The following is a 20,138-nucleotide window of genomic DNA, read 5'->3' as shown; positions in this document are numbered from 1 at the left end:
GCGACGTCGCCTGCCCTGAAAGGTCGGTTTGGCCCTGTCGCGCGGGAATATCGCGCGCTACCAATCTGACGAAAGTCCGTCAGGAAAGGGTGGTTATGAAAATCCTCGTCCCCGTGAAGCGGGTGATCGATTACAACGTGAAGGTCCGTGTGAAGTCGGACGGGTCCGGTGTCGATCTTGCGAATGTGAAGATGTCGATGAACCCGTTCGACGAGATCGCGGTCGAAGAGGCGATCCGGCTGAAGGAGGCGGGCGTCGCCTCGGAGGTGGTCGCGGTCTCGATCGGCGTCAAGCAGGCGCAGGAGACGCTGCGCACCGCTCTGGCGATGGGCGCGGATCGCGCGATCCTCGTGCAGGCGGCCGACAGCCCCGATCAGGACATCGAGCCGCTGGCGGTGGCCAAGATCCTCGCCAAGGTCGTGGAGGAGGAGCAGCCGCAGATGGTGCTCTGCGGCAAGCAGGCGATCGACAACGACATGAACGCCACCGGCCAGATGCTTTCGGCGCTCTTGGGCTGGTCCCAGGCCACCTTTGCCTCGGAGGTGAAGATCGACGGCGAGCACGCGCAGGTCACCCGCGAGGTCGATGGCGGCCTGCAGACCATCTCGGTCAAGCTGCCGGCGATCGTGTCGGTGGATCTGCGCCTGAACGAGCCGCGCTATGCCTCTTTGCCGAACATCATGAAGGCCAAGAAGAAGCCCTTGGACGAGAAGACGGCGGCGGATTACGGCGTCGACGTCTCGCCCCGGCTGGAGGTGGTGAAGACCGCCGAGCCGCCGGCGCGCAAGGCGGGGATGATGGTCGGCTCGGTGGACGAGCTGGTCGAGAAGCTCAAAGATCTGGGGGTGGTGTGATGTCGGTTCTGCTTCTTGCCGAGGTGACGGATGGCGAGCTGGGCCATGACGCCACCGCCCGCGCCGTCGCCGCGATGGCGCTGCTTGGCGACGTGACGCTTTTGTGCGTCGGGGCGAGCGCGAAGGCCGCCGCCGAGGAGGCCGCGCAGATCGACGGCGTCGCAAAGGTGCTCTGCGCCGAGGACGGGCTTTACAGCCACCGGCTGGCCGAGCCGGTCGCGGCGCTGATCGCGCAGCTGGCCGAGGGGCACGATCACGTGGCCGCGCCCGCGACCACGGACGCCAAGAACATCATGCCGCGCGTGGCCGCGCTTCTGGACGTGATGATCATCCCCGACGTGCTGGCGGTGCATGAGGACGGCAGCTTCGACCGCCCGGTCTATGCCGGCAACGCGGTGCAGACGGTGCGGTCCAGGGACGCGACCAAGGTCATCACCATCCGCACCACCGGTTTCGAGCCGGCGGGCGATGGCGGCTCGGCCTCGGTCGAGGATGTGGCCGCGGCCTCCGATCCCGGCCTGTCGGCCTGGGTCGAGGACAAGCTCGCCGAGAGCGACCGGCCCGAGCTGACCAGCGCGGGCATCGTGGTGTCTGGCGGGCGCGGCGTCGGGTCCGAGGAGAACTTCGCGCTGATCGAGACGCTGGCCGACAAGCTCGGCGCCGCCGTCGGCGCCTCGCGCGCCGCGGTCGATTCGGGCTTTGCCCCGAACGACTGGCAGGTCGGCCAGACCGGCAAGGTGGTGGCGCCTGCGCTCTACGTCGCGGTCGGCATTTCCGGCGCGATCCAGCATCTTGCCGGGATGAAGGACAGCAAGGTCATCGTGGCGATCAACAAGGACGAGGAGGCGCCGATCTTCCAGGTGGCCGATTACGGCCTCGTCGCCGACCTGTTCACCGCGCTGCCCGAGCTGACCGAAAAGCTCTGACGCCGCACGACGTCAAACCGAGGCCCGGCGCGGAGCCCCGCGCCGGGTCTTTTCGTGCCCGCCTCATGGCCACTTTGTTCCTCAAATACGCAAACCGACCGGCCAGCCACGGGGGCGGCCCCAGGCCTTCATGCGCTGCTTTCAGGCGGCCTCCACCGCCTCCGGCTCGGCCTTGCGCATGCCCGGTGCGGTAATCCGCATCCGCCCCCTGATCCAGCCTGAAAGCCCGTCGATGCCGAGCGTCAGCAGCGCCGAGACCACGAGCAGCAGCACCGCGCGGTCGGTGCGCAGCTCCTGCACCGCCGCATCGACGTAGAAGCCGAGCGTGGCGATGCCCAGAAGCCCGAGGATGGCGCTGTCGCGGACGATGATTTCCCAGCGATACAGGCAGAGCGCGAAGAAATTGCCCGACAGGCGCGGCATGAGCTCCCACGCCGCGAGCCGAAGTCCGCGCGGCGCATCGGGGCGCAGCCGGGCGGTCATCGCGTCGCCCTGCCGTCCCATCAGATGCGCGATGATCGCGCCGTTGTGCAGCCCGAGCGCGAGGATCGCGGGCAGCATCGAGGGGCCGGTGACCTGCAGGATCAAAAAGGCCAGCATGTAGTCGGGGACCGAGCGGGCCAGCACCAGCACGAGATGACCGGCAAGCGCGCCCGCCCGGCCCGTCACGCGGGTCACGATCAGCGGAAACCCGGTGACGGCGATGGCGGCGGCGAGCGCCAGCGCGACCTGCGACAGGATCAGCGTGGCGACGATGCCGGGCAGGGCCTGCTCGCCGAGCATGCGTCCCAGCCATGGCCCCAGACCGGCCCAGTCGCCCGCCCGGATCGGCGCGGGCACCGCGTCCGACAGAAACCGCAACAAGGCGCCGTCGCCCATCGGCGGCGCCGGGTGACGCGCGAGCAGCCAGACCGAGGCGCCGAGCCAGAGCGGCGCGAGACGCAGCCGCATCCAGTGCCGGATCGGCAGGATCAGGGCGAGATAGACCGCGAGCGAGGCCGCCGCCGCGCCGTAATGCGCCTGCCGGAAATCGGTCTCCAGCAAATAGCCCAGCGTCGGCAGCCCGACGAAGCCGAGCACGGCGGAGGAGCGCAGCCCGCATTCGAGCCGGTAGAGCGTGTAGGCGCCAAGCTCTGGCAGCGCCAGCGGCAGGCGGCTCCATAGAAGGCGCGACAGCGGCGGGGTGCGGCGCGGCAGGGCGCGGGCGGCGGCGGGATCGGCCTCGGCGAGGTATTCGGCAAAGACCTTGGCGAAGATGCCCGCATAGGGCAGGGCGATGGCGAGAACGCCGGTCAGCGGGCCAAGCCCGGTGATGCCGAGCAGCAGCAGCGCCCAGAACAGCTCGTGCACCGACCGTACCGCGATGCACAGGCCCCGGACGGGCCCCCAGGCATAGCCGAAGCTGAGCACGAAGCCCGAGACCGCCCCGGCAAAGACGCCGCAGATCGCGAAGGCCACGGTGAGCGCCGCGGCATAGGCCAGCGCGCCGGGATCGCCGAAATCGGGCGCGGCGAGCCCCGCGCCGATCCGGCGCAGCGTCAGCCACGGGTCGGGATGCGCAAGCTCCAGATCGGCGAGGATCAGCGCCACGAGCGTGGCGAGGCCGAACCCCGCCAGCACGCGAGAGGCCCGCAGGCGGCGGGGGCGCGCGGCCATCTCAGCCCTCGTAGAGCGCGTGCAGATCGGCGAGCGACAGCGCCGATGCCGGGCGGTCGATGGCGATCCGCCCGGCGGCCACGCCGATGATCCTCGTGCCGAGCGCCAGCGCGCGGGCCGGGTCGTGCAGCGCCAGAACCATGGTGTCGAAGCGGTCGGCGAGCGCCGCGAGAAGATCGCCCGACTGGCGCGGATCGACCGCCGAAACCGGTTCGTCCGCGATCAGCACCTCGCCGCCGCGCAGCAGCGCGCGGGCCAGCGCCGTGCGCTGTTTCTGCCCGCCCGAAAGCGAGGCGACGCGCCGCCGCTCAAGCCCCGTCAGCCCGACGCGGGCGATGGCGGGGGCGGCGCGGTCGCGTTCGATGCGCGAGGGACGCAGCAGCACCCGCAGCCCGCGCGCCGCCGAATGATCGTCGAGCCGGCCCATCCAGACATTGTGAAACACCGACAGCTGCGGCACGAGGCCGGGATCCTGCGGCACCAGCGCGAGACGCGGCGCGGGCCGTGCCGCCTCCAGCCGGAGCCGGATCGCGTTGAGCAGCGTGCTCTTGCCCGATCCGCTGCGCCCCAGCAGGACCAGCCGTTCGCCGCGCGACAGCGCCAGCGTCACTTGCTCCAGCACGGCCATGCCGTCCCATGAGAGCGTCTCGTCCTCGAAGCGCAAAAGCGGCGCGGGCGGCATCAGTCGATCAGGTCGAGCTCTCGCGCCGTCTCCTCGATCGGCGCATAGAGCGCGTTCTCGGAGGCGATGAAGGCGCTGCGCGGAAAGCTGGCGAGAAGCTCGGCGTCGTCGATCCCGATCAGCGCCGCCTGCACCCGGTCGGCAAAGCCGTCGCCCCAGCGCGCGTCGACATCGCCGCGGATGGTCCAGTTGTAGTCGGGGTAGGGCGGCGAACGCCAGATCACGTCGGTGGTTTCGGTTTCCGCCGCCGCTTCGGCCACCGCCGTGTCGTAGACGCTGTAGTTCAGCGCGCCGAGATCATAGGCGCCGGAGGCCACGAGCCGCATCGTCTGGCCGTGATCGCCCGAATAGCCGATATCCGAGAAGATCTCGTCCGGCGCCTTGCCGGTGATCTCGCGCAGGAAATATTCCGGCATCAAGCGCCCCGAGGTCGAGCCCTGCGCGCCGAAGGTGAAGCTGCGCCCGCCGATCGCTTCGGGCAGGTCGCCATTGCCGGTGGCGGTGATGCCGGTGCCGGTGTTGGCGATGATGTAGCTGATGAAATATTCGTCCTCGGCGCCTTGGGCGATGGCGCGGCTGCCCGGCACCAGCCGGCGCGCCTGCACGCCCGAAAGCCCGCCGAACCATGCCAGCTGGATCTGGTCGTTGCGGAACGCGGTGACCGAGGCGGCGTAATCCTTGACCGGGACATAGTCCACCGGCACGCCGAGCGTCTCTTCGAGATAGTCCGCGACCTTGTCGAATCGCTCTTCCAGCTTGGTCTCGTCATCGTCGGGGATGGCCGAGAAATAGAGCGTCGGCGCGTCCTGCGCGGTGGCGGGCAGGGCCGCCGCGATCAGGAGGCCGAGCGCGAGGGCGCTGTGGCTGAGGCGGATCGTCATGAAGCTGTCTCCGGTGCTGTCCCCCCCTTCTAGGCGCTGCAGCGCGGGTGGCAAGACAGCAGGCGGCGGGCCGGCGGCGGCGCGGCGGCTCTGGTCGGCGGCAGGAGCGCGGTCTAGCTTCGGGGAACATGGGCGCAGCCGACAGCGAGGAGAGAACGAGATGGGCATGGCGAGCAGAACCTTCGGGCGCACCGGGCGGACGGTCGGCGAGATCGGCTTCGGCGCCTGGGCGATCGGCGGCACATGGGGCGAGGTGAGCGAGGCGGATGCCCGCGCGGCGCTGCACGCCGCGCTCGATGCGGGCGTGAATTTCATCGACACGGCGGATGTCTATGGCGATGGGCGCTCGGAACGGATCATCGGGGCGGTGATCGCCGAGCGCGGTGGCGAGGCCCCCTTCGTGGCGACCAAGCTGGGCCGCAGGCTCGATCCGCACGTGGCCGATGGCTACACCGCGCAGGCGATGGAGAACTTCGTCGATCGTAGCCTGACCAATCTGGGCACCGACACGCTCGACCTCGTGCAGCTGCACTGCCCGCCATGGGAGGTCTATTACCGCCCCGAGGTGTTCGGTGCGCTCGACGACCTGGTGTCGCGCGGCAAGATCCGCCGCTACGGCGTGTCGGTCGAGAAGGTCGAGGAGGGGCTGAAGGCGATCGAATACGACAATGTCGATTCGGTGCAGATCATCTACAACATGTTCCGCCAGCGCCCGGCGGAGCTGTTCTTTCCGCAGGCCCGCGCGCGCCACAAGGCGGTGATCGTGCGGGTGCCGCTGGCTTCGGGGCTGCTCACCGGCAAGATGGGCCGCGACACCCGTTTTGCCGAGGACGACCACCGCCATTTCAACCGCGACGGCGCCGCCTTCGACAAGGGCGAGACCTTCGCGGGCGTGCCCTTCGATGTCGCGCTCGACGCGGTGGAGGCGATCCGCGACCTGATGCCGGCCGAGGCGAACATGGCGCAGGTGGCGCTGCGCTGGATCCTGATGCAAGAGGCGGTGACGGTGGTGATCCCCGGCGCGAAGACCCCCGATCAGGCCAATTCCAACGCCGCCGCGAGCGGGCTGCCGGTGATCCCGCAGGAGCTGATGGACGGCGTGCGCGAGATCTACGAGGCGCGCATCCGCCCGCATGTGCACGACCGCTGGTAGGCGCCACGCGAAAAGGCCCGCCCGCGCGATGCGCGGACGGGCCCCGGTCGTGCCGTCGGGCGCGGTCTTCGATCAGGCGTCGAGCAGCTTCAGAAGCTCTTTCGCCGCGCCCTCGGACGAGGCCGGGTTCTGGCCGGTGACCAGCTTGCCGTCGGTGACCACGAAGGGCCCCCAATCCTCGCCTTTGCGGTAATCGCCGCCCTTTTCCTTGAGCATGTCCTCGAGCAGGAAGGGCACGACATCGGTGAGACCGACGCCCTCTTCCTCGCCATTGGTGAAACCGGTGACCTTGCGGCCCTCGACCAGCGGCGCGCCGGCTTCGGTCTCGGTGTGGCGGAAGATGGCGGGCGCGTGGCAGACCGCGCCGAGCGGGCGGTCATTGTTCACGAAGGCCTCGATGATGCGGCGGCTGTCGGCGTTCTCGGCGAGATCCCACATCGGGCCGTGGCCGCCGGGATAGAACACGGCGTCGTATTGCGTCGGATAGATCTCGTCGAGCCGCTCGGTCGCGGCAAGCTGTTCCTGCGCGTCCTTGTCGTCCTTGAAGCGGCGGGTGGCGTCGGTCTGGAAATCCTCGGCGTCGCTCTTGGGGTCGAGCGGCGGCTGGCCGCCCTGCGGCGAGGCGAGCGTGATCTCCGCGCCCGCATCCTTGAAGACATAGTAGGGGGCCGCGAACTCCTCGAGCCAGAAGCCGGTTTTCTCGCCGGTGTCGCCAAGGCGGTCATGCGAGGTGAGGATCATCAAAATCTTGGTCATGGGGTCTTTCCTTTGAATTCCGGGGGCGGTGCCGTTCAGGCGACGCGGATCACGCGCTTGCCGAAGGCTTCGCCGCGCAGCAGGCCAACGAAAGCCTCGGGCGCCTGTTCCAGACCGTCGATCATCTCCTCGCGGTACTTGATGCGGCCCTCTTGGACCCAGGGGCCGACCTCGCGGGCGAAGTCCTGGTAAAGATGACCGAAATCGTCAAAGATGATGAAGCCGCGCATGGTGATCCGCTTGCGCAGGATCAGCCCCATCAGCCAGTTCATCCGGTCCGGCCCCTCGGGCAGCGCGGTGGCGTTGTACTGGGAGATCAGGCCGCAGACCGGCACGCGGGCGTTGGAGTTGAGCTGCGGGATCACCGCGTCGAGCACCTTGCCGCCGACATTTTCGAAATAGATGTCGATGCCGTCGGGCGTCTCGCGCGCGAGATCCTCGGCGAAGCTGTCGGATTTGTGGTCGACGCAGGCGTCGAAGCCGAGCGTGTCGACCGCATGGGCGCATTTCTCCGCCCCGCCGGCGACGCCGACCACGCGCAGGCCGAGGATCTTGCCGATCTGGCCGACGGTCGCGCCGACCGGGCCGGTCGCCCCGGCGACGACGAGCGTCTCACCCTCTTTCGGCTGGCCGATCTGTGTCAGGCCCGCCCATGCGGTGAAGCCGGGCATGCCGAGCACGCCGAGCGCCCAGGACGGCTCGGGCATGTTCGCGTCGAGCTTGATCAGCCCGGTGCCGTCGGAGACGGCGTAATCCTGCCAGCCCGAAAAGCTGACCACGCGGTCGCCCTCGGCGAAGTTGTCGTTCTTCGAGGCCGCGACGCGGGCCACGGTGCCGCCGACCATCACCTGGTCGATCTCGACCGGGGCGGCATAGGAGGGCGCGTCGCTCATCCGGCCGCGCATGTAGGGGTCGAGCGACAGGAATTCGGTGCGCAGCAGCACCTCGCCATCCTTGGGCTCGGGCACCTCGGCGGTCTCGAGCCGCAGCGTGTCGTCGTTCGGCTCGCCCTTGGGGCGCTCGGCCAGAACCCAGCGGCGGTTGGTGTCCTTGGTCTGCGGCATCTGTGGTCTCCTTCAGTGATGATGGTCGAGCAGCCGGGCGGTCGTCGCCTCGGCGCTGTCGAACGGGGTGGCGTCATGCGAGAGCGCGGCCATCAGGCTCGCACCCAGCCAGATCTGGTAGAGCGCCGTGGCGATCCGGTCCGGCTCGGCATGGCGCGGCAGCGAGCCATCCTCGGCGCCGTCGCGCACCGCGCGGGCGAGGCGGGAGATGATCTCCGACACGCCGCGGTCGAGAATGTCGCGCATCCCCGGCGAAAGATCGGCGATCTCGGCCGAGAGCTTCACCACGAGGCAGCGGGCCTCGGGTGCGCCGCCGGTCTGGTTGGCGCGCCAGCGGGCAAAATAGGCCATCAGCCGGTCGCGCGCGGGCAGGTCCGGCGCGTAGAGCGTCTGGCCCAGATCGGCGCCATAGCCCTCGACGAAGCCTTCGAGCAGCGCGCAGCCGAAGGCCTCCTTCGATTTAAAGTAATGGTAGAAGCTGCCCTTGGGCACGCCCGCCTCGGCCAGAAGCTCGGACAGGCCCACCGCGGTATAGCCGCGCTGGGCCGCGAGGCGGCGGCCGGTGTCGATGATGTGCTGTCGCGTCTCGGTCATGGGCCCCAGATGGGGGTCACTAGACCGGTCGTCTAGGGGCGCTGACGCCAAGGCAGCCCGAAGGCTGCCCCAAGACGTTCAGAGTTTGGCGAAGCGCCCGGTGCGGGCCAGCACCTCGATCTGGTAGCCATCGGGGTCGGCCACGAAGAAGAACTTGGCGACCACTTCGCCGCCGGGCTGGAACTCGACGATGCTGCGCGGCTGGTGGCCCAGCTCGGTCAGCTTGTGGTGCAGCGGCTCCAGCTCGGCCGCCTCCACCGACACGGCGAGATGGCCATAGCCATCGCCGAGATCGTAATCCTTCGGTTCGCCCTTGTTGACGGTCAGCTCCAGCTCGAAGCTCGTCTCGTCATTCGCGAGATAGATCAGCGCGAAATCGTCGAAATCGAGCTTGTCGGCGACCTTGAGGCCGAATGCCTTGTCATAGAATTCGAGCGACCGCGCCTCGTCCTTCACGCGGATCATCGAATGGATCATCTTGGCCATCCCGGCCTCCTCTGTCGGAACACGTCTGCGTCAACCGAATGCCAAAGCCCCCCGGCGGGGTCCAGCGACCTCTCGACACGGGGGGCATGGCGGGCGAGTGTCGCGGCCCGGACGCAGGAGGCGGCATGACGGATCGGATCAGGCAACACGGCGACGGAACGAATGGGGTGTTTTCGTTCCGAATGGCGCGAAATCCCCTTATGCGCCGGGGGAGCGCATGACCGCGGCGACCGCGGGTCCCCTCGCGCCGGGCCGCTGGCGCGCGCTGGCGCTGATCTGCGCGGGCGTGGTCTGCGCGATGACGAGCTGGTTCTCGGCCACCGCGATCCTGCCCGATCTGGTGCGCGACTGGGATCTCGGCGCGAGCGCGCAGGCCTGGCTGACCAACGCGGTGCAGCTCGGCTTCGTCGCGGGGGCGGTGATGGCAAGCCTCGTCAATCTGCCCGACATCGTGGCGCTGCCGCGTCTCATGGCGGTGTCGGCGCTGGTCGCGGCGCTGGCCAACGCGGTGCTGCTCTTGGAGCCGGGGGCGGGCATGGCGATCGCGGCACGGGCGCTCACCGGCGCGGCGCTGGCCGGGGTCTATCCGCCCGCGATCAAGCTGATGGCGACGTGGTTCACCCGCGGGCGGGGTCTGGCGCTCGGCTTTCTGATCGGGGCGTTGACGCTCGGCTCCTCGATGCCGCATCTGCTGCGCGCGCTGACCGAGGGGCTCGACTGGCGCGCGGTGGTGATCGGCACCACGGCGGCCACGGGGCTGGCGGCGGCGCTGTTCGGGCTTGGGCTCACGGAGGGGCCGCATGGCTTCGGGCGCGCCACGTTCGATCCGCGGCAAAGCCTTGCGGTGCTGCGCGACCGGGGCGTGATGCTCGCCAATCTCGGCTATTTCGGCCACATGTGGGAGCTTTACGCCATGTGGGCGTGGTTTCTTGCCTTCGCGACGGCGGCAGAGGCGGAAATCATCCCGTTTCCAACGGGTTCCGCGTCGATGCTCACCTTTCTCGTGGTGGCGTCAGGCGCCGTGGGATGCGTGCTCGCCGGGGCCTTGTCGGATCGAATCGGGCGGTGTGCGACGACGGCGTGGATGATGGGCCTGTCGGGCGCCTCGGCGCTTGCCATCGGGTTTGCCTTCGACGGGCCGGGCTGGCTGCTCGCGCTGGTGGCGCTTGTCTGGGGGATCACCGTGGTTGCCGACAGCGCGCAATTCTCGGCCGCCGTGACCGAGCTGGCCAAGCCGCAGCTGGTCGGCACCTCCGTGACGCTGCAGCTCGGCATCGGCTTTGCGCTCACGGTCGTGGCGATCCAGATCATGCCATGGGTGGCGCAGGCGATGGGGGGCTGGCGCTGGGCGTTTCTCGTGCTCGTGCCGGGGCCGGTGATCGGCGCGGGCGCGATGCTGTGGCTGCGCCGCCTGCCGGAGGCGGCGCAGCTGGCGGGCGGGCGGCGCTAGGCCGCCCGCCCCAGATCAGAAGACGCGGGTCTCGACGCCGTCCTTGCGCACCCATGTGCCGAGGCCGATCTCGCTCAGCACCTTGAGGAACGGCTTGGGGTCCATCTCCTCGACATTGCGCATTTCCTTGGCGTCCCACTCGCCGGTGGCGATCAGCATCGCCGCGGCGACGGGCGGCACGCCCGCGGTATAGGAGATGCCCTGCGACCCGACCTCTTCATAGGCCTCCTTGTGGTCGGCCACGTTGTAGACGAAGACCTCGACCTCTTCGCCGCCCTTGGTGCCCTTCACCAGATCACCGATGCAGGTCTTGCCGGTGTAGTCGGGCGCCAGGCTCGACGGGTCGGGCAGGCAGGCCTTCACCACCTTGAGCGGCACGACCTCCTGGCCCTCGGCCAGCTTGACCGGCTGCTCGGAGAGAAGCCCGATGTTCTTCAGCACGGTGAAGACGTTGATGTAATGCTCGCCGAAACCCATCCAGAAGCGCACGTCGGCCTGCGGGTAGTTCGCGGCGAGCGAATGCACCTCGTCATGGCCCGACATGTAGGCGCGCTGGGTGCCGACGACGGGCAGGTCCCAGTCATGGCCCACCTCGAACATCTCGTTCGAGGTCCATTCGCCGTTCTGCCACGCATAGACCGTGCCGGTGAACTCGCGAAAGTTGATCTCCGGGTCGAAGTTCGTGGCGAAGTACTTGCCGTGGCTGCCGGCGTTGATGTCGACGATGTCGATGGACTTCACCTCGTCCATGTACTCGTCGATGGCATAGCGGGCATAGGCGTTGACCACGCCCGGATCGAAGCCCGCGCCGAGGATCGCGGTGACGCCCTTTTCGGCGCAGCGCTCGCGGCGCTTCCATTCATAGTTGCCGTACCACGGCGGGGTTTCGCAGATCTTGTCGGGCTCTTCGTGGATCGCCGTGTCGATATAGGCCACGCCGGTCTCGATGCAGGCTTCGAGCACGTGCATGTTCACGAAGGCCGAGGCGACGTTGATGACGATCTGCGCGCCGGTCTTGTCGATCAGCGCGGCGACCGCGCGGCTGTCGGTCGCGTCGACCTCGTGGGCCATCAGGGCGCCGTCGGTCTTGTGGGCCCCCTTGTCACGGACCGATGCGAGGATCGCCTCGCATTTCGCCTGCGTGCGCGAAGCGATGTGGATGTCTCCGAGCAGGTCGGCGTTCTGCGCGCATTTATGCGCCACGACCTGGGCGACGCCACCGGCGCCGATGATGAGGACGTTCTTTTTCAAGACCCTCGAGCCTCCTTTCATGTGTTGCCGCACCTCAGGACAGGGCGGCTTCGAAGTCACCATAACCGAATTCGCGCACCGTGCGCACCGTGCCGTCGAGATCGCGTACCGCGATGGCGGGCATGCGCACGCCGTTGAACCAGTTCTTCTTGACCATCGTGTAGCCCGCCGCATCGCGGATCGACACGCGGTCGCCGGGTTTCAGGGGCTGCTCGAAACGGAATTCGCCAAAGATATCACCCGCAAGGCAGCTGTTGCCGCAGACCATCCATTCGTGATCGCCGGTGTTCGGCGCGACCTTCGCGCTTTCGCGGTAGATCAGCAGGTCGAGCATGTGCGCCTCGATCGAGCTGTCGACGATGGCGAGGTTCTTGCCATTGTCGAGCGTGTCGAGCACGGTCAGCTCCAGCGTGGTCGAATTGGTGATCGCCGCTTCGCCGGGTTCGAGATAGACCTGCACGCCGTACTCGTCCGAGAAGCGTTTCAGCCGCTCGGCCAGCTTTTCCAGCGGGTAGCCTTCGCCGGTGAAATGGATGCCGCCGCCGAGGCTGATCCACTCCATGCGGGCGATCAGATGGCCGAAGCGCTGCTCGATCTGGCCCAGCATCGCGTCGAAGCGGTCGAAATCCGCGTTCTCGCAATTGTTGTGGAACATGAAACCGGTAACGCGGTCGCAGACGGTCTCGATCCGGGCCGGGTCATGTTCGCCCAGCCGCGAAAACGGGCGGGCCGGGTCGGCGATGTCGAACGAGGACGAGCTGATGCCGGGGTTCACGCGCAACCCGCGCACGTGGTCCTTCGCGGCCTCGCCGAACCGCTCCAGCTGGCCGATCGTGTTGAAGATGATCTTGTCGGAGTTTTCGAGCACCTCCGCCATGTCCGCCTCGTCCCAGGCGACCGAGTAGGCGTGGGTCTCGCCGGGGAAATGGCTGCGCCCGAGCTTGACCTCGAAGGGCGACGACGAGGTCGTGCCGTCCATGTACTCGCTCATCAGGTCGAACACCGACCACGAGGCGAAACATTTCAGCGCCAGCAGCGACTTGGCCCCCGAAAGCTCGCGCAGGCGGGCGATCTTTTCGAGATTGGGCAGCAGCGCCTGCTTGTCGATCAGGTAGTAGGGCGTTCTCGGCGACATCAAAGCTCCCTCGCGCGTCGGGCCACGGGCGGGTGGCGCGAGGGGCATATAGACATCGGCGGCGGCAGGCTCAACAGGAGCCGTTCCGTTCAACCGTCGCGGCCCCAGCGCAAAAGCACCATCTCGTCGGTCTCCGCGGCCTCGCGCGCCCGCGCGTCGCGCAGCTTGCGCAGCCGGGCGCGCGCGGCGACCGTGGCCACCGTCTTCATCTCGCGGAACCCCTCGCGCATCGCCTCTTCCAGCGCCTCGGCCTGCGGCTCCAGCTCCTGCCGCGCGCGGTCGAGCGCGCCGATCTGGGCGCGGGCATCGCGGATATAGGCGCCGACATAGGGCGCGGATTCGATGCTGGTGATGCGCCCGTCGCGCGCCAGCGCCTCGGCGGTCTCGCTGCTCTGGCGCTCCAGATCGGCCATGCGGTCGCGCAGCGCGCCAAGCTCGACCGCGCGCGCCTCGACCTCGATCCGGTGCAGCCGCTCGATCAGCCCGAGCGCGCGGTCGCGCCTATCGGCCATCGCGGGCCTGCTCCAGCGCCTTGAGCGCCTCGCGCATCCTCGCGAGGATCTCGGGCGGAAAGGCGTTGGCCTGCTCGGGCGGCAGCAGCGCATAGGGGGCAGGCGGGGCGCCGGGGACGGGCGCGGGCTCTTCTTCCTTCGCGGGTTCGGCCGGCCCCGCAGCGACGGCAGGCCCGGCCAGAAGCGTCAGCAGGAAGGCCGCGCGGATCATGCCGCCGGAAGCTCCTTCTGCGCGGCCTCGACGCGGTAGAAATCGGGCTGTTTGGAGGTGGGGATGTTGCCGCGGCCGATCTCGACGCAGATGTTCGGCGGGTGGTTGGCGACCATGGCGACGAAGATGTCGCGGATGATCATGTAAAAGGCGCCGTCCTCGTCCTCGATCTGCTTCAGCCGCCCCGAGATCGGCTGTACCATGCAATAGGCGAGGAACACGCCGAGGAAGGTGCCGACCAGCGCGCCGCCGATCATCTTGCCCAGCACCTCTGGCGGCTGGTCGATCGAGGACATGGTCTTGATCACGCCGAGCACGGCGGCGACGATGCCGATCGCGGGCAGGCCGTCGGCCATGGTCTGGATCGCGCCCGCCGCACCCAGCGCCTCGTGGTGGTGCTTCTTGATCTTGCGGTTGATCACGTCCTCGGTCTGGTACTTGTCATCGAACTGCATCGCCAGCATGCGAAAGCTGTCGGTGATCAGCTCGGTGGCGAAGTGATCCTTAAGGATGGTCGGGTAGCGCTGGAAGATCGCGCTGTCCTTGGGGGTTTCGATATGCTCGTCGAGCGCGAGGATGCCCTTCTGCTTGTAGAGCCGGCTCAGCTCGAACATCAGGTTCAGCAGCGCCTCGTAATCCGAGGCCTTCCATTTCGGCCCCTTCATCACCTTGCCGATGCCCTTCATGGCGCTCTTGATGACGGTCATGGAGTTGGCGATCACGAAGGCGCCGAGCGCCGCGCCGCCGATCATCATGCCTTCATAGGGCAGCGCGTAGAGCACGATGTCCATGTTGCCGCCCGACAGCATGAAGCCGCCGAAGACGAGCCCGAAGACCATGACAAGTCCGAGGATTAGGGTCATCGCAGCCCTCCGAAAACCTTGCGCCCGCGACACAGCATCGCGACTTTCCGCCCAAATCGGATAAGGATAATTGACACCATTTCAAGCATAAACAAGGATAGTTCCCAAGTTTGCCGCAAGGGTGTTTGAAATGAGCAGCGTCGAGACACTCGCCTATTTCCTCGAGGAAGACAGCCTGCGCGGCGTGCTGCGCGGCTGGCCCGACGGCATGCAGCTCATGGTGCGGCTCGACGGGTCGGGGCGCTGCGAGCTGATGGTGCATCACCGCGACGAGGCGGGGCGCGTGCTCGACACGCTGCGCGAGAGCCTTGGCGAGATGGCCGACACCCTTGCCGTTGTGCCGCAGGTCGAAGGCCATGCCACGCGCCGCGTGCGGTTTTCCGAGGAACAACAGCTTCTTGCGCTGGCCGCCTCGACCGAGGGGCTGAGCGAGAGCGCGCAGGATTACGCGATCAACTACCGCTTTGCCCGCGAGGAGGGGCTCGACCCCGAAACGGTGATCGGGCGCGATGCGCGCCGCTTTGCCGACGAGATCGAAAGCGACCTGCCGCAGGTCAGCGAACGCCGCGGCCCGCGCCGCGCCGCGCCGCCGCCCGCGCCGCGACTGTTTCCCGAAGGCTTCGAGGCCGCCGACGACCCGGCGCGGCGCGAATGCGCGCTGGTTTCGGCGCATCTGCACGGGCAGGGCGCGCGGGTGCGGCTGACGCTGGAGCCCGAGGCGGCGCAGGGCTCGGAGCTGCCGCTCACGGTCGGCAATGTCGGCCATAGCGAGGATTTCGGCTGCTTCGTGTTGCCGCGCGGCGCTCTGGCCGGCTGGAAACCCGGCATGCCGCTGGTGATCGACATGCCGCAGGAGCAGTTCCCCGAGGCCTGGGCCGCGCGGTTCCGCCGCCAGACCCACAACGCGCAGGTTTCGATCACCGCGGGCGGGGTCTTCGTGCGGCCGCTGCTGCCGGCCATGACCACACCGCCCGAAGCGCCGATGGTGCAGGTCGAGGAGGGCTGGAGCCTCGGGCGGCCGCTGCGTGCGGCGCTGCTGGTGGCCGGCGTGGCTCTTGCCGGAAGTTCGCTGATGATCGGCTGGAACCCGTTCGCCGTCGCCGAGGACGCGGCCGGCGCGCTGCAACCGGCGCGGGCCGGTCTCGCCGCGCTGGCGAATGCCGCGGGGGCGGGGCCATGAGCGCCGCCGCCGGATCAGGTCGCCCGCCACAACCTCCGGCGGTGCCGATCGAATCCAGCGTCACCCCCGACTACATCATCTGCCTCGAAACCGGCCGCAAGCTGGTGCTGCTGCGCCGTCACCTGCGCGAAACGCTGCACCTGACCCCCGACGAGTACCGCGCCCGCTGGGGTCTGCCGCCGGAATATCCGATGACGGCGCCGAACTATCGGCGCGCCCGGGCGCTCTGCCTGGCGCGGGGGGCAGGCAGTTGTTGATTGTTCTTGGAATGCATGCAAGGATAGAAACAGTGCTGTCGAAGAATTCGACCCGCCGCCTTCCGTGGCGGCCCGGCCCGTGGGGCCGGTATGCGCCGGTTGCGCGCATACCCTGATCGAAAGGGCGAACATGACCACACCGAATTCGAAGAGCGAACTTCTGAGCACTATCGTCGCCTCCTATGCCGCCCGCCCCGATGTCGGGTCGGATGACATCGTCGCGCTCGTCGCCAAGCTGCGCCGGGAGCTGGGACTCGGGGACGCCGCCGTGGCGGCGGCGCAGCCCGAAGCGCCGGTCACGGGCGGCCTGACGCCGGCGCTGCCGGTGTCGCGCGCGGTGACCCCCGACAAGGTGTTCTGCCTGTGCTGCGGCAAGGGGTTCAAGATGCTCAAACGGCATCTGGGCGCCGAGCACGGCATGACCGAGGCCGAATACCGCGCCGCCTTCGGCCTGTCCGAAGACATGCCGCTGGTCGCGCCGAGCTATTCGCAGCGCAAGGCGAACTATGCCCGCAAGGTTGGGTTCGGGCGCTACAGCCGCGATGCGGCGCGGCAGGGCGACGAAACCGTAAGCTGACCGGCACGGCGCCGGCTGCCGCCTTTTCATCCCCATGATCGCAACGACGCGGCCCCGGCGACGGGCCGCGCCATCGGGCGGCGCGCCGGGCGCCGCTGGCAGGAGAGACACGCATGGCCGCCGGTCAGACCATCATCATCAAGAAGATCGAAGACGACGGGCATGACGACCATCACGGCGGCGGCTGGAAGGTGGCCTATGCCGACTTCATGACGGCGATGATGGCGTTCTTCCTGCTGCTGTGGATCCTCGCGGCGAGCGAGGAGGAAACGCTTCAGGGTCTGGCCGAGTATTTCACGCCCTCGATGTCGGCGCTGCAGGGCGGCGGCTCCGAAGGCATCATGCGCGGGCAGGTGGTCGAGATGGCCGGCGACATGGCCGCCTCCGAGGGCGCGCCGCCCAACGACGCGCCGGACCTGCCCGATTTCGGCGCCGAAAGCCCGCTCGAGGTGTTCGACAGCCGGTTGCGCGACAAGCCGCCGGAGGTGGTGGTCGAATACCTGCCCGCCGACGCCGCCCCGCCCAGCGCCGAGGAGATCGCGGCCCGGCAGATGGCCGATGCCGCCGCACAGCTGCAGGCCCGGATCGACCGCCGCGACGCCGCGCTCGACGCGATCGAGGCCGAGATCGCCGCGCGGGTCGCCGCCATGCCGTCGCTGGCGGATATGGGCGACAACCTGCGGCTCGACCGCACGCCCGAGGGGCTGTTGATGCAGATCCTCGACGAAGAGGAGCGGCCGATGTTCGCCACCGGCTCGGCCCGCGTCGTGCCGCAGACCAAGGCGCTGATCGAGATCGTCGGCGAGACGATCCGCGACATGCCGCAGGAGCTGGCGATCTCGGGACACACGGATTCGCTGCCCTTTGCGAAACAGGACGGCTATGGCAACTGGGAACTGTCGTCGGATCGTGCGAATGCGACGCGCAGGGCCTTGATCGACGCGGGTTTTCCAGCCGAACGCATCAGCCGGGTCAGCGGTCTGGCCGACACCGTGCCGCTGTTCGAGGATCGCCCCGAAGCCCCGCAGAACAGGCGGATCGGGCTGCTGCTCGAATACCCCGAGCCGACCATGCCGCCCGCGCCGGAGCCGCGTTGAACCGGCCCGGTGCGCCGGGCGCGCCATGATGCACAATGGCCACGTTCATGGCCGGGTTGCGGCGATCGGCGGAACTTCGCCCCAAATCGGCCTCAATCTGATACGATCATGAATACGCCCCGACAGGCACCGCGGACAGGCCCGCGGCGGGGTGGTGACCAAAAGGCCCGGGCGAACCGCAAAGCGGCGCTGGGGCGGGACCAACGACCAGACCCGGTAACAGGGCGGATTGATGCAGAGCAGTGACCTTCTCGAAGCCATCTGGCGGGGCGATATCGCCTGCGCGGGCTCCAGTGACACCGAGGCGCGTTTTGGCCTCATTCTCGACGCGATGCTGCCGATGCGGCGCATCGCCCTGCAGCGGGGCGACCGCAGGGGCGGGCAGGTCCTGCCCGAGCAGACCGAGCTTCTGCCCGCGCTCGCGCTGGGCGACGTGATCGAAGAGGAGCTGGAGCTGGCCGCGCCGCATGGCGCGCTGGTGGTGATCCTCGACCGCGCCGCGCTGCGGCCGGGCGCGGGCGATGCCGCGCGCTCGCAGCTCGTCGGCCGTCTGGTCGGCGAGCTGCTGGTCGATACCGTGCAGCGCGGCGTCTTCGCCACCGACCGGGAAACCGATGCGCTCTACCTGATGGCGCAGGCCTATGACGCGCTGGCCCGCACGCCGCGCCTGCGGCGGCTGGGCCTGGTGGCGGCGTCGTTCCGCGCCGGGCTGGCGTCGGTGCTGGCGAGCCTGTGGACCGGCGCGGCGGTGCCCGGATCAGAGGCCGACAGGCTGCTGAACGGGCCGCTGTTCTTGTCCTGCGAACGGCTGCGCGCCTATCTCGCCACGCTCGATGCCTGTTTTACCGCGCCAAGCGCCGGGCTGGCCGGGGCCGGGCTGGTGGGCTTTGCCGAGGCCGGGCGCGGCCATGACGGCTGGCTGCGCGACATCGGCGGACGGCTTGACGCCATCCTGCGCGACAGCTCGACCGCGCAGGGCGAAACCGCCGACAGGGGCTGATGGGCCGCGGATGAACATTCTTCTTGCCTCGACGGTCTCGCAGGCGGCCCCGGGAACAGCGGTTCCCGGGGGCGCATCGCGTCAGGGCCCGCCGGGCGGGACCGGCTTCGCGGCGCTTGTCATGGCACAGCAGGATCAGGGCGCAGGGCAGGCGGGACCACCCGCCGCCGCAAGCTCCGCCGCCGCCTCGCCGCTCGACCGCCTGCTGGCCGCGGCAGGACAGATTTTGCGCGACGGTGCCGCGGGGCTGCGGGCCGCGGGCGACGCGCCAGAGGCCGGGGCCGCGATCCTGGCCGAAACGCAAACCGCATTGCAGGAGATGATCGCAGGCTTCGACGTCGCGCAGGGCACCGATCTGGGCGCCGGTGTCGCGGCGCTGCTGTCGGGCGGGCAGGGCGCCGATCCGGGCGCCGGGGTCGAGATGGCCGGGACGGTCGGGATGGCGGGCGCCACCATCGCCGCGATCGTCACGGCCATCGCCGATGCGTCCGGCGGCACGGTCGAGAGCGTCGTGGCGGCCATGAAGCTCGACGCGCCTGCTCCGGGCGCCGTGCCGGTCATGATGGCGGCGCCCGCGGGGCGCGAAGCCGCCGCGCGCCCGGCCCCGGCCCTCATGGCGCCGCTCGCCGCGCCTGCGGCCCCCCCCGCCTCAAAGGGCGCGATGCCGGGCGAGGCGGTGCAGGGGCTTTTGACGCGCGGCGCAGGACAGGCCCCCGGTGCCGTGACCCCGGCCGGGCCCGACACCATGGCCGCGCCCGGTCTTGCCCTGCCGGGCGGCGTCGGAGCGGGGCGGCCCCCCGAGGGTGTCGCGCAGGCGGCGGCCCCGGCGGCCCCGACGGTCCCGGCGGGGACGGGGTCAGAGACTGCATGGCCCGGCGCAGCCGCCCCCGCCGGCGCACCGCAGGCCGAGACGCCGGGCGCGCCGCGCGGCTTTGCCGCGCTGATCGGCGAGGCCATCGCCAGAAGCGCGGAGGCCGCGCCCGAAGCGCCCGTCTCCGGCACCGATGCCGCCGCGCGCGAAACGGAGCTGCCGGGTGGCGCCACGGCATCGCGGCCGCAGGAGGCCGTGCCCGGCCCGCGCGCGGCCATGCTGCCGCCCCCCGTGCCCGCCCCCGCACCCGCGCCGCCATCGCATGGCTTCGCGCGCGCCCTGACCGGGCAGATCAAGGGCACCGTCTTTGCCGAAGGGCGCACGCGGATCGCGCTGACCCCCGGCGGGCTGGGCGAGATCGAGATCGACCTGACGCAGGAGGCCGGTCAGCTTCGGGTGGTGATCCGGGCCGAGAACCAGGCCGTGCTGCAGGCGCTGCGCGACGATCGTGACGGGCTGGCGGCGCTGCTTGGCGAAGCCGGGGCCGGGGTCGATGACGACCGGCTGAGCTTCGACTCCTTCGAGCGGCGCGACGACGCGCCGCCGCGCCGCGACCGCCCCGGCGGATCGTCCGCCATCCTGACCGATGCCGCGCCAGAAGAGGCGGCAGCGCCCGACCCGGCGCAAGGCCCCGTTTCGCAAGGCGGCGAAGGCCGTCTCGACATGTTCACCTGATATCCCC

Annotated in this window: 22 protein-coding genes; 10 read left to right on the top strand and 12 right to left on the bottom strand. The window is 69.3% G+C overall.

Annotated elements, in window-relative coordinates:
- Nucleotides 1-95 precede the first annotated feature (95 nt).
- Nucleotides 96-854 carry an electron transfer flavoprotein subunit beta/FixA family protein gene (locus LOKHON_RS10075; protein WP_017929529.1) on the top strand — a complete coding sequence of 253 codons (759 nt, stop codon included), beginning with the start codon at nt 96-98 and terminating at the stop codon, nt 852-854.
- The gene (locus LOKHON_RS10070; RefSeq protein ID WP_017929528.1) at nt 854-1,780 is read left to right on the top strand and encodes an electron transfer flavoprotein subunit alpha/FixB family protein; all 927 of its coding nucleotides are present in this window, start codon (nt 854-856) and stop codon (nt 1,778-1,780) included. Before LOKHON_RS10075 ends, LOKHON_RS10070 begins: the two co-directional genes overlap by 1 nt.
- A 141-nt stretch (nt 1,781-1,921) precedes the next feature.
- Here LOKHON_RS10070 and LOKHON_RS10065 read toward each other — a convergent pair whose 3' ends face one another.
- Genes LOKHON_RS10065 through LOKHON_RS10055 form a run of 3 tightly spaced genes read right to left on the bottom strand, consistent with a single transcriptional unit; the run spans nt 1,922 to nt 4,999 of the window.
- A complete protein-coding gene (locus LOKHON_RS10065; protein ID WP_017929527.1) occupies nt 1,922-3,436 on the bottom strand; it encodes a PhnE/PtxC family ABC transporter permease in 1,515 nt (504 codons plus the stop codon).
- Between the two features lies 1 nt (nt 3,437).
- Nucleotides 3,438-4,118 (bottom strand): ATP-binding cassette domain-containing protein, encoded by a 681-nt coding sequence (locus LOKHON_RS10060; RefSeq protein WP_017929526.1) that lies wholly within the window; start codon nt 4,116-4,118, stop codon nt 3,438-3,440.
- A complete protein-coding gene (locus LOKHON_RS10055; RefSeq protein ID WP_017929525.1) occupies nt 4,118-4,999 on the bottom strand; it encodes a putative selenate ABC transporter substrate-binding protein in 882 nt (293 codons plus the stop codon). The genes LOKHON_RS10060 and LOKHON_RS10055 overlap by 1 nt, the downstream gene beginning before the upstream one ends.
- A gap of 166 nt (nt 5,000-5,165) precedes the next feature.
- Between LOKHON_RS10055 and LOKHON_RS10050 the strand changes: the two genes are divergently transcribed.
- Nucleotides 5,166-6,152, top strand: coding sequence for an aldo/keto reductase (locus tag LOKHON_RS10050; RefSeq protein ID WP_026147603.1), 987 nt, complete (start codon nt 5,166-5,168; stop codon nt 6,150-6,152).
- A 72-nt stretch (nt 6,153-6,224) separates the two neighbouring features.
- Here LOKHON_RS10050 and LOKHON_RS10045 read toward each other — a convergent pair whose 3' ends face one another.
- The 4 genes from LOKHON_RS10045 to LOKHON_RS10030 form a co-directional block, all read right to left on the bottom strand.
- The gene (locus LOKHON_RS10045) at nt 6,225-6,908 is read right to left on the bottom strand and encodes a type 1 glutamine amidotransferase domain-containing protein (RefSeq protein ID WP_017929523.1); all 684 of its coding nucleotides are present in this window, start codon (nt 6,906-6,908) and stop codon (nt 6,225-6,227) included.
- A gap of 35 nt (nt 6,909-6,943) precedes the next feature.
- The gene (locus LOKHON_RS10040) at nt 6,944-7,972 is read right to left on the bottom strand and encodes an NADP-dependent oxidoreductase (protein WP_017929522.1); all 1,029 of its coding nucleotides are present in this window, start codon (nt 7,970-7,972) and stop codon (nt 6,944-6,946) included.
- A gap of 12 nt (nt 7,973-7,984) precedes the next feature.
- A complete protein-coding gene (locus LOKHON_RS10035) occupies nt 7,985-8,566 on the bottom strand; it encodes a TetR/AcrR family transcriptional regulator (RefSeq protein WP_017929521.1) in 582 nt (193 codons plus the stop codon).
- A 78-nt stretch (nt 8,567-8,644) separates the two neighbouring features.
- Nucleotides 8,645-9,052: a VOC family protein gene (locus tag LOKHON_RS10030; protein WP_017929520.1), complete on the bottom strand. Its 408-nt coding sequence runs from the start codon at nt 9,050-9,052 to the stop codon at nt 8,645-8,647.
- Between the two features lie 217 nt (nt 9,053-9,269).
- Between LOKHON_RS10030 and LOKHON_RS10025 the strand changes: the two genes are divergently transcribed.
- The gene (locus LOKHON_RS10025) at nt 9,270-10,502 is read left to right on the top strand and encodes an MFS transporter (RefSeq protein WP_017929519.1); all 1,233 of its coding nucleotides are present in this window, start codon (nt 9,270-9,272) and stop codon (nt 10,500-10,502) included.
- A 15-nt stretch (nt 10,503-10,517) separates the two neighbouring features.
- Here LOKHON_RS10025 and LOKHON_RS10020 read toward each other — a convergent pair whose 3' ends face one another.
- From LOKHON_RS10020 to motA, 5 genes are all read right to left on the bottom strand, one after another.
- The gene (locus tag LOKHON_RS10020) at nt 10,518-11,753 is read right to left on the bottom strand and encodes a saccharopine dehydrogenase family protein (RefSeq protein ID WP_017929518.1); all 1,236 of its coding nucleotides are present in this window, start codon (nt 11,751-11,753) and stop codon (nt 10,518-10,520) included.
- A gap of 34 nt (nt 11,754-11,787) precedes the next feature.
- The gene (locus LOKHON_RS10015; protein WP_017929517.1) at nt 11,788-12,888 is read right to left on the bottom strand and encodes a carboxynorspermidine decarboxylase; all 1,101 of its coding nucleotides are present in this window, start codon (nt 12,886-12,888) and stop codon (nt 11,788-11,790) included.
- Nucleotides 12,889-12,977: 89 nt separating this feature from the next.
- A complete protein-coding gene (locus LOKHON_RS10010) occupies nt 12,978-13,400 on the bottom strand; it encodes a flagellar export protein FliJ (RefSeq protein WP_017929516.1) in 423 nt (140 codons plus the stop codon).
- Nucleotides 13,390-13,611, bottom strand: a complete 222-nt coding sequence (locus LOKHON_RS10005; protein ID WP_017929515.1) for a hypothetical protein — start codon at nt 13,609-13,611, stop codon at nt 13,390-13,392. Before LOKHON_RS10005 ends, LOKHON_RS10010 begins: the two co-directional genes overlap by 11 nt.
- Entirely contained in the window at nt 13,608-14,474 is an 867-nt protein-coding gene (motA, locus tag LOKHON_RS10000; protein WP_026147601.1) for a flagellar motor stator protein MotA, read from the bottom strand. The genes LOKHON_RS10005 and motA overlap by 4 nt, the downstream gene beginning before the upstream one ends.
- A gap of 130 nt (nt 14,475-14,604) precedes the next feature.
- On the opposite strand from motA, the gene LOKHON_RS09995 reads away from it, so the two are divergent.
- The 6 genes from LOKHON_RS09995 (at nt 14,605) to LOKHON_RS16580 (ending at nt 20,131) form a co-directional block, all read left to right on the top strand.
- On the top strand, nt 14,605-15,654 hold the full coding sequence (locus LOKHON_RS09995; protein WP_017929513.1) for a hypothetical protein: 1,050 nt from the start codon (nt 14,605-14,607) through the stop codon (nt 15,652-15,654).
- Nucleotides 15,651-15,911, top strand: a complete 261-nt coding sequence (locus LOKHON_RS09990; protein ID WP_081610627.1) for a MucR family transcriptional regulator — start codon at nt 15,651-15,653, stop codon at nt 15,909-15,911. Before LOKHON_RS09995 ends, LOKHON_RS09990 begins: the two co-directional genes overlap by 4 nt.
- Nucleotides 15,912-16,041: 130 nt before the next feature.
- Nucleotides 16,042-16,488, top strand: a complete 447-nt coding sequence (locus LOKHON_RS09985; protein WP_017929511.1) for a Ros/MucR family transcriptional regulator — start codon at nt 16,042-16,044, stop codon at nt 16,486-16,488.
- Between the two features lie 113 nt (nt 16,489-16,601).
- Complete coding sequence (locus tag LOKHON_RS09980; protein ID WP_017929510.1) at nt 16,602-17,585, top strand: flagellar motor protein MotB; 984 nt, start codon at nt 16,602-16,604, stop codon at nt 17,583-17,585.
- A gap of 232 nt (nt 17,586-17,817) precedes the next feature.
- Entirely contained in the window at nt 17,818-18,585 is a 768-nt protein-coding gene (locus LOKHON_RS16170; RefSeq protein ID WP_017929509.1) for a hypothetical protein, read from the top strand.
- Nucleotides 18,586-18,706: 121 nt separating this feature from the next.
- On the top strand, nt 18,707-20,131 hold the full coding sequence (locus tag LOKHON_RS16580; RefSeq protein WP_162561785.1) for a flagellar hook-length control protein FliK: 1,425 nt from the start codon (nt 18,707-18,709) through the stop codon (nt 20,129-20,131).
- Nucleotides 20,132-20,138: the final 7 nt, after the last annotated feature.

Source organism: Limimaricola hongkongensis DSM 17492, from assembly GCF_000600975.2.
GTDB lineage: Bacteria > Pseudomonadota > Alphaproteobacteria > Rhodobacterales > Rhodobacteraceae > Limimaricola > Limimaricola hongkongensis.
The sequence above is the reverse complement of the archived record's forward strand: the minus strand, read 5'-3'. Positions and strand labels throughout refer to the sequence as shown.

Coding starts and splice junctions, on each gene's coding strand:
- LOKHON_RS10035 (WP_017929521.1), bottom strand. CDS start 8,566: ATGACCGAGACGCGACAGCACATCATCGACACCGGCCGCCGCCTCGCG.
- LOKHON_RS09995 (WP_017929513.1), top strand. CDS start 14,605: ATGAGCAGCGTCGAGACACTCGCCTATTTCCTCGAGGAAGACAGCCTG.
- LOKHON_RS10045 (WP_017929523.1), bottom strand. CDS start 6,908: ATGACCAAGATTTTGATGATCCTCACCTCGCATGACCGCCTTGGCGAC.
- LOKHON_RS10010 (WP_017929516.1), bottom strand. CDS start 13,400: ATGGCCGATAGGCGCGACCGCGCGCTCGGGCTGATCGAGCGGCTGCAC.
- LOKHON_RS16580 (WP_162561785.1), top strand. CDS start 18,707: ATGGCACAGCAGGATCAGGGCGCAGGGCAGGCGGGACCACCCGCCGCC.
- LOKHON_RS10005 (WP_017929515.1), bottom strand. CDS start 13,611: ATGATCCGCGCGGCCTTCCTGCTGACGCTTCTGGCCGGGCCTGCCGTC.
- LOKHON_RS09980 (WP_017929510.1), top strand. CDS start 16,602: ATGGCCGCCGGTCAGACCATCATCATCAAGAAGATCGAAGACGACGGG.
- LOKHON_RS10055 (WP_017929525.1), bottom strand. CDS start 4,999: ATGACGATCCGCCTCAGCCACAGCGCCCTCGCGCTCGGCCTCCTGATC.
- LOKHON_RS10060 (WP_017929526.1), bottom strand. CDS start 4,118: ATGCCGCCCGCGCCGCTTTTGCGCTTCGAGGACGAGACGCTCTCATGG.
- LOKHON_RS09985 (WP_017929511.1), top strand. CDS start 16,042: ATGACCACACCGAATTCGAAGAGCGAACTTCTGAGCACTATCGTCGCC.
- LOKHON_RS10050 (WP_026147603.1), top strand. CDS start 5,166: ATGGCGAGCAGAACCTTCGGGCGCACCGGGCGGACGGTCGGCGAGATC.
- LOKHON_RS10030 (WP_017929520.1), bottom strand. CDS start 9,052: ATGGCCAAGATGATCCATTCGATGATCCGCGTGAAGGACGAGGCGCGG.
- LOKHON_RS10025 (WP_017929519.1), top strand. CDS start 9,270: ATGACCGCGGCGACCGCGGGTCCCCTCGCGCCGGGCCGCTGGCGCGCG.
- LOKHON_RS16170 (WP_017929509.1), top strand. CDS start 17,818: ATGCAGAGCAGTGACCTTCTCGAAGCCATCTGGCGGGGCGATATCGCC.
- LOKHON_RS10065 (WP_017929527.1), bottom strand. CDS start 3,436: ATGGCCGCGCGCCCCCGCCGCCTGCGGGCCTCTCGCGTGCTGGCGGGG.
- LOKHON_RS10040 (WP_017929522.1), bottom strand. CDS start 7,972: ATGCCGCAGACCAAGGACACCAACCGCCGCTGGGTTCTGGCCGAGCGC.
- LOKHON_RS09990 (WP_081610627.1), top strand. CDS start 15,651: ATGAGCGCCGCCGCCGGATCAGGTCGCCCGCCACAACCTCCGGCGGTG.
- motA (WP_026147601.1), bottom strand. CDS start 14,474: ATGACCCTAATCCTCGGACTTGTCATGGTCTTCGGGCTCGTCTTCGGC.
- LOKHON_RS10075 (WP_017929529.1), top strand. CDS start 96: ATGAAAATCCTCGTCCCCGTGAAGCGGGTGATCGATTACAACGTGAAG.
- LOKHON_RS10015 (WP_017929517.1), bottom strand. CDS start 12,888: ATGTCGCCGAGAACGCCCTACTACCTGATCGACAAGCAGGCGCTGCTG.
- LOKHON_RS10070 (WP_017929528.1), top strand. CDS start 854: ATGTCGGTTCTGCTTCTTGCCGAGGTGACGGATGGCGAGCTGGGCCAT.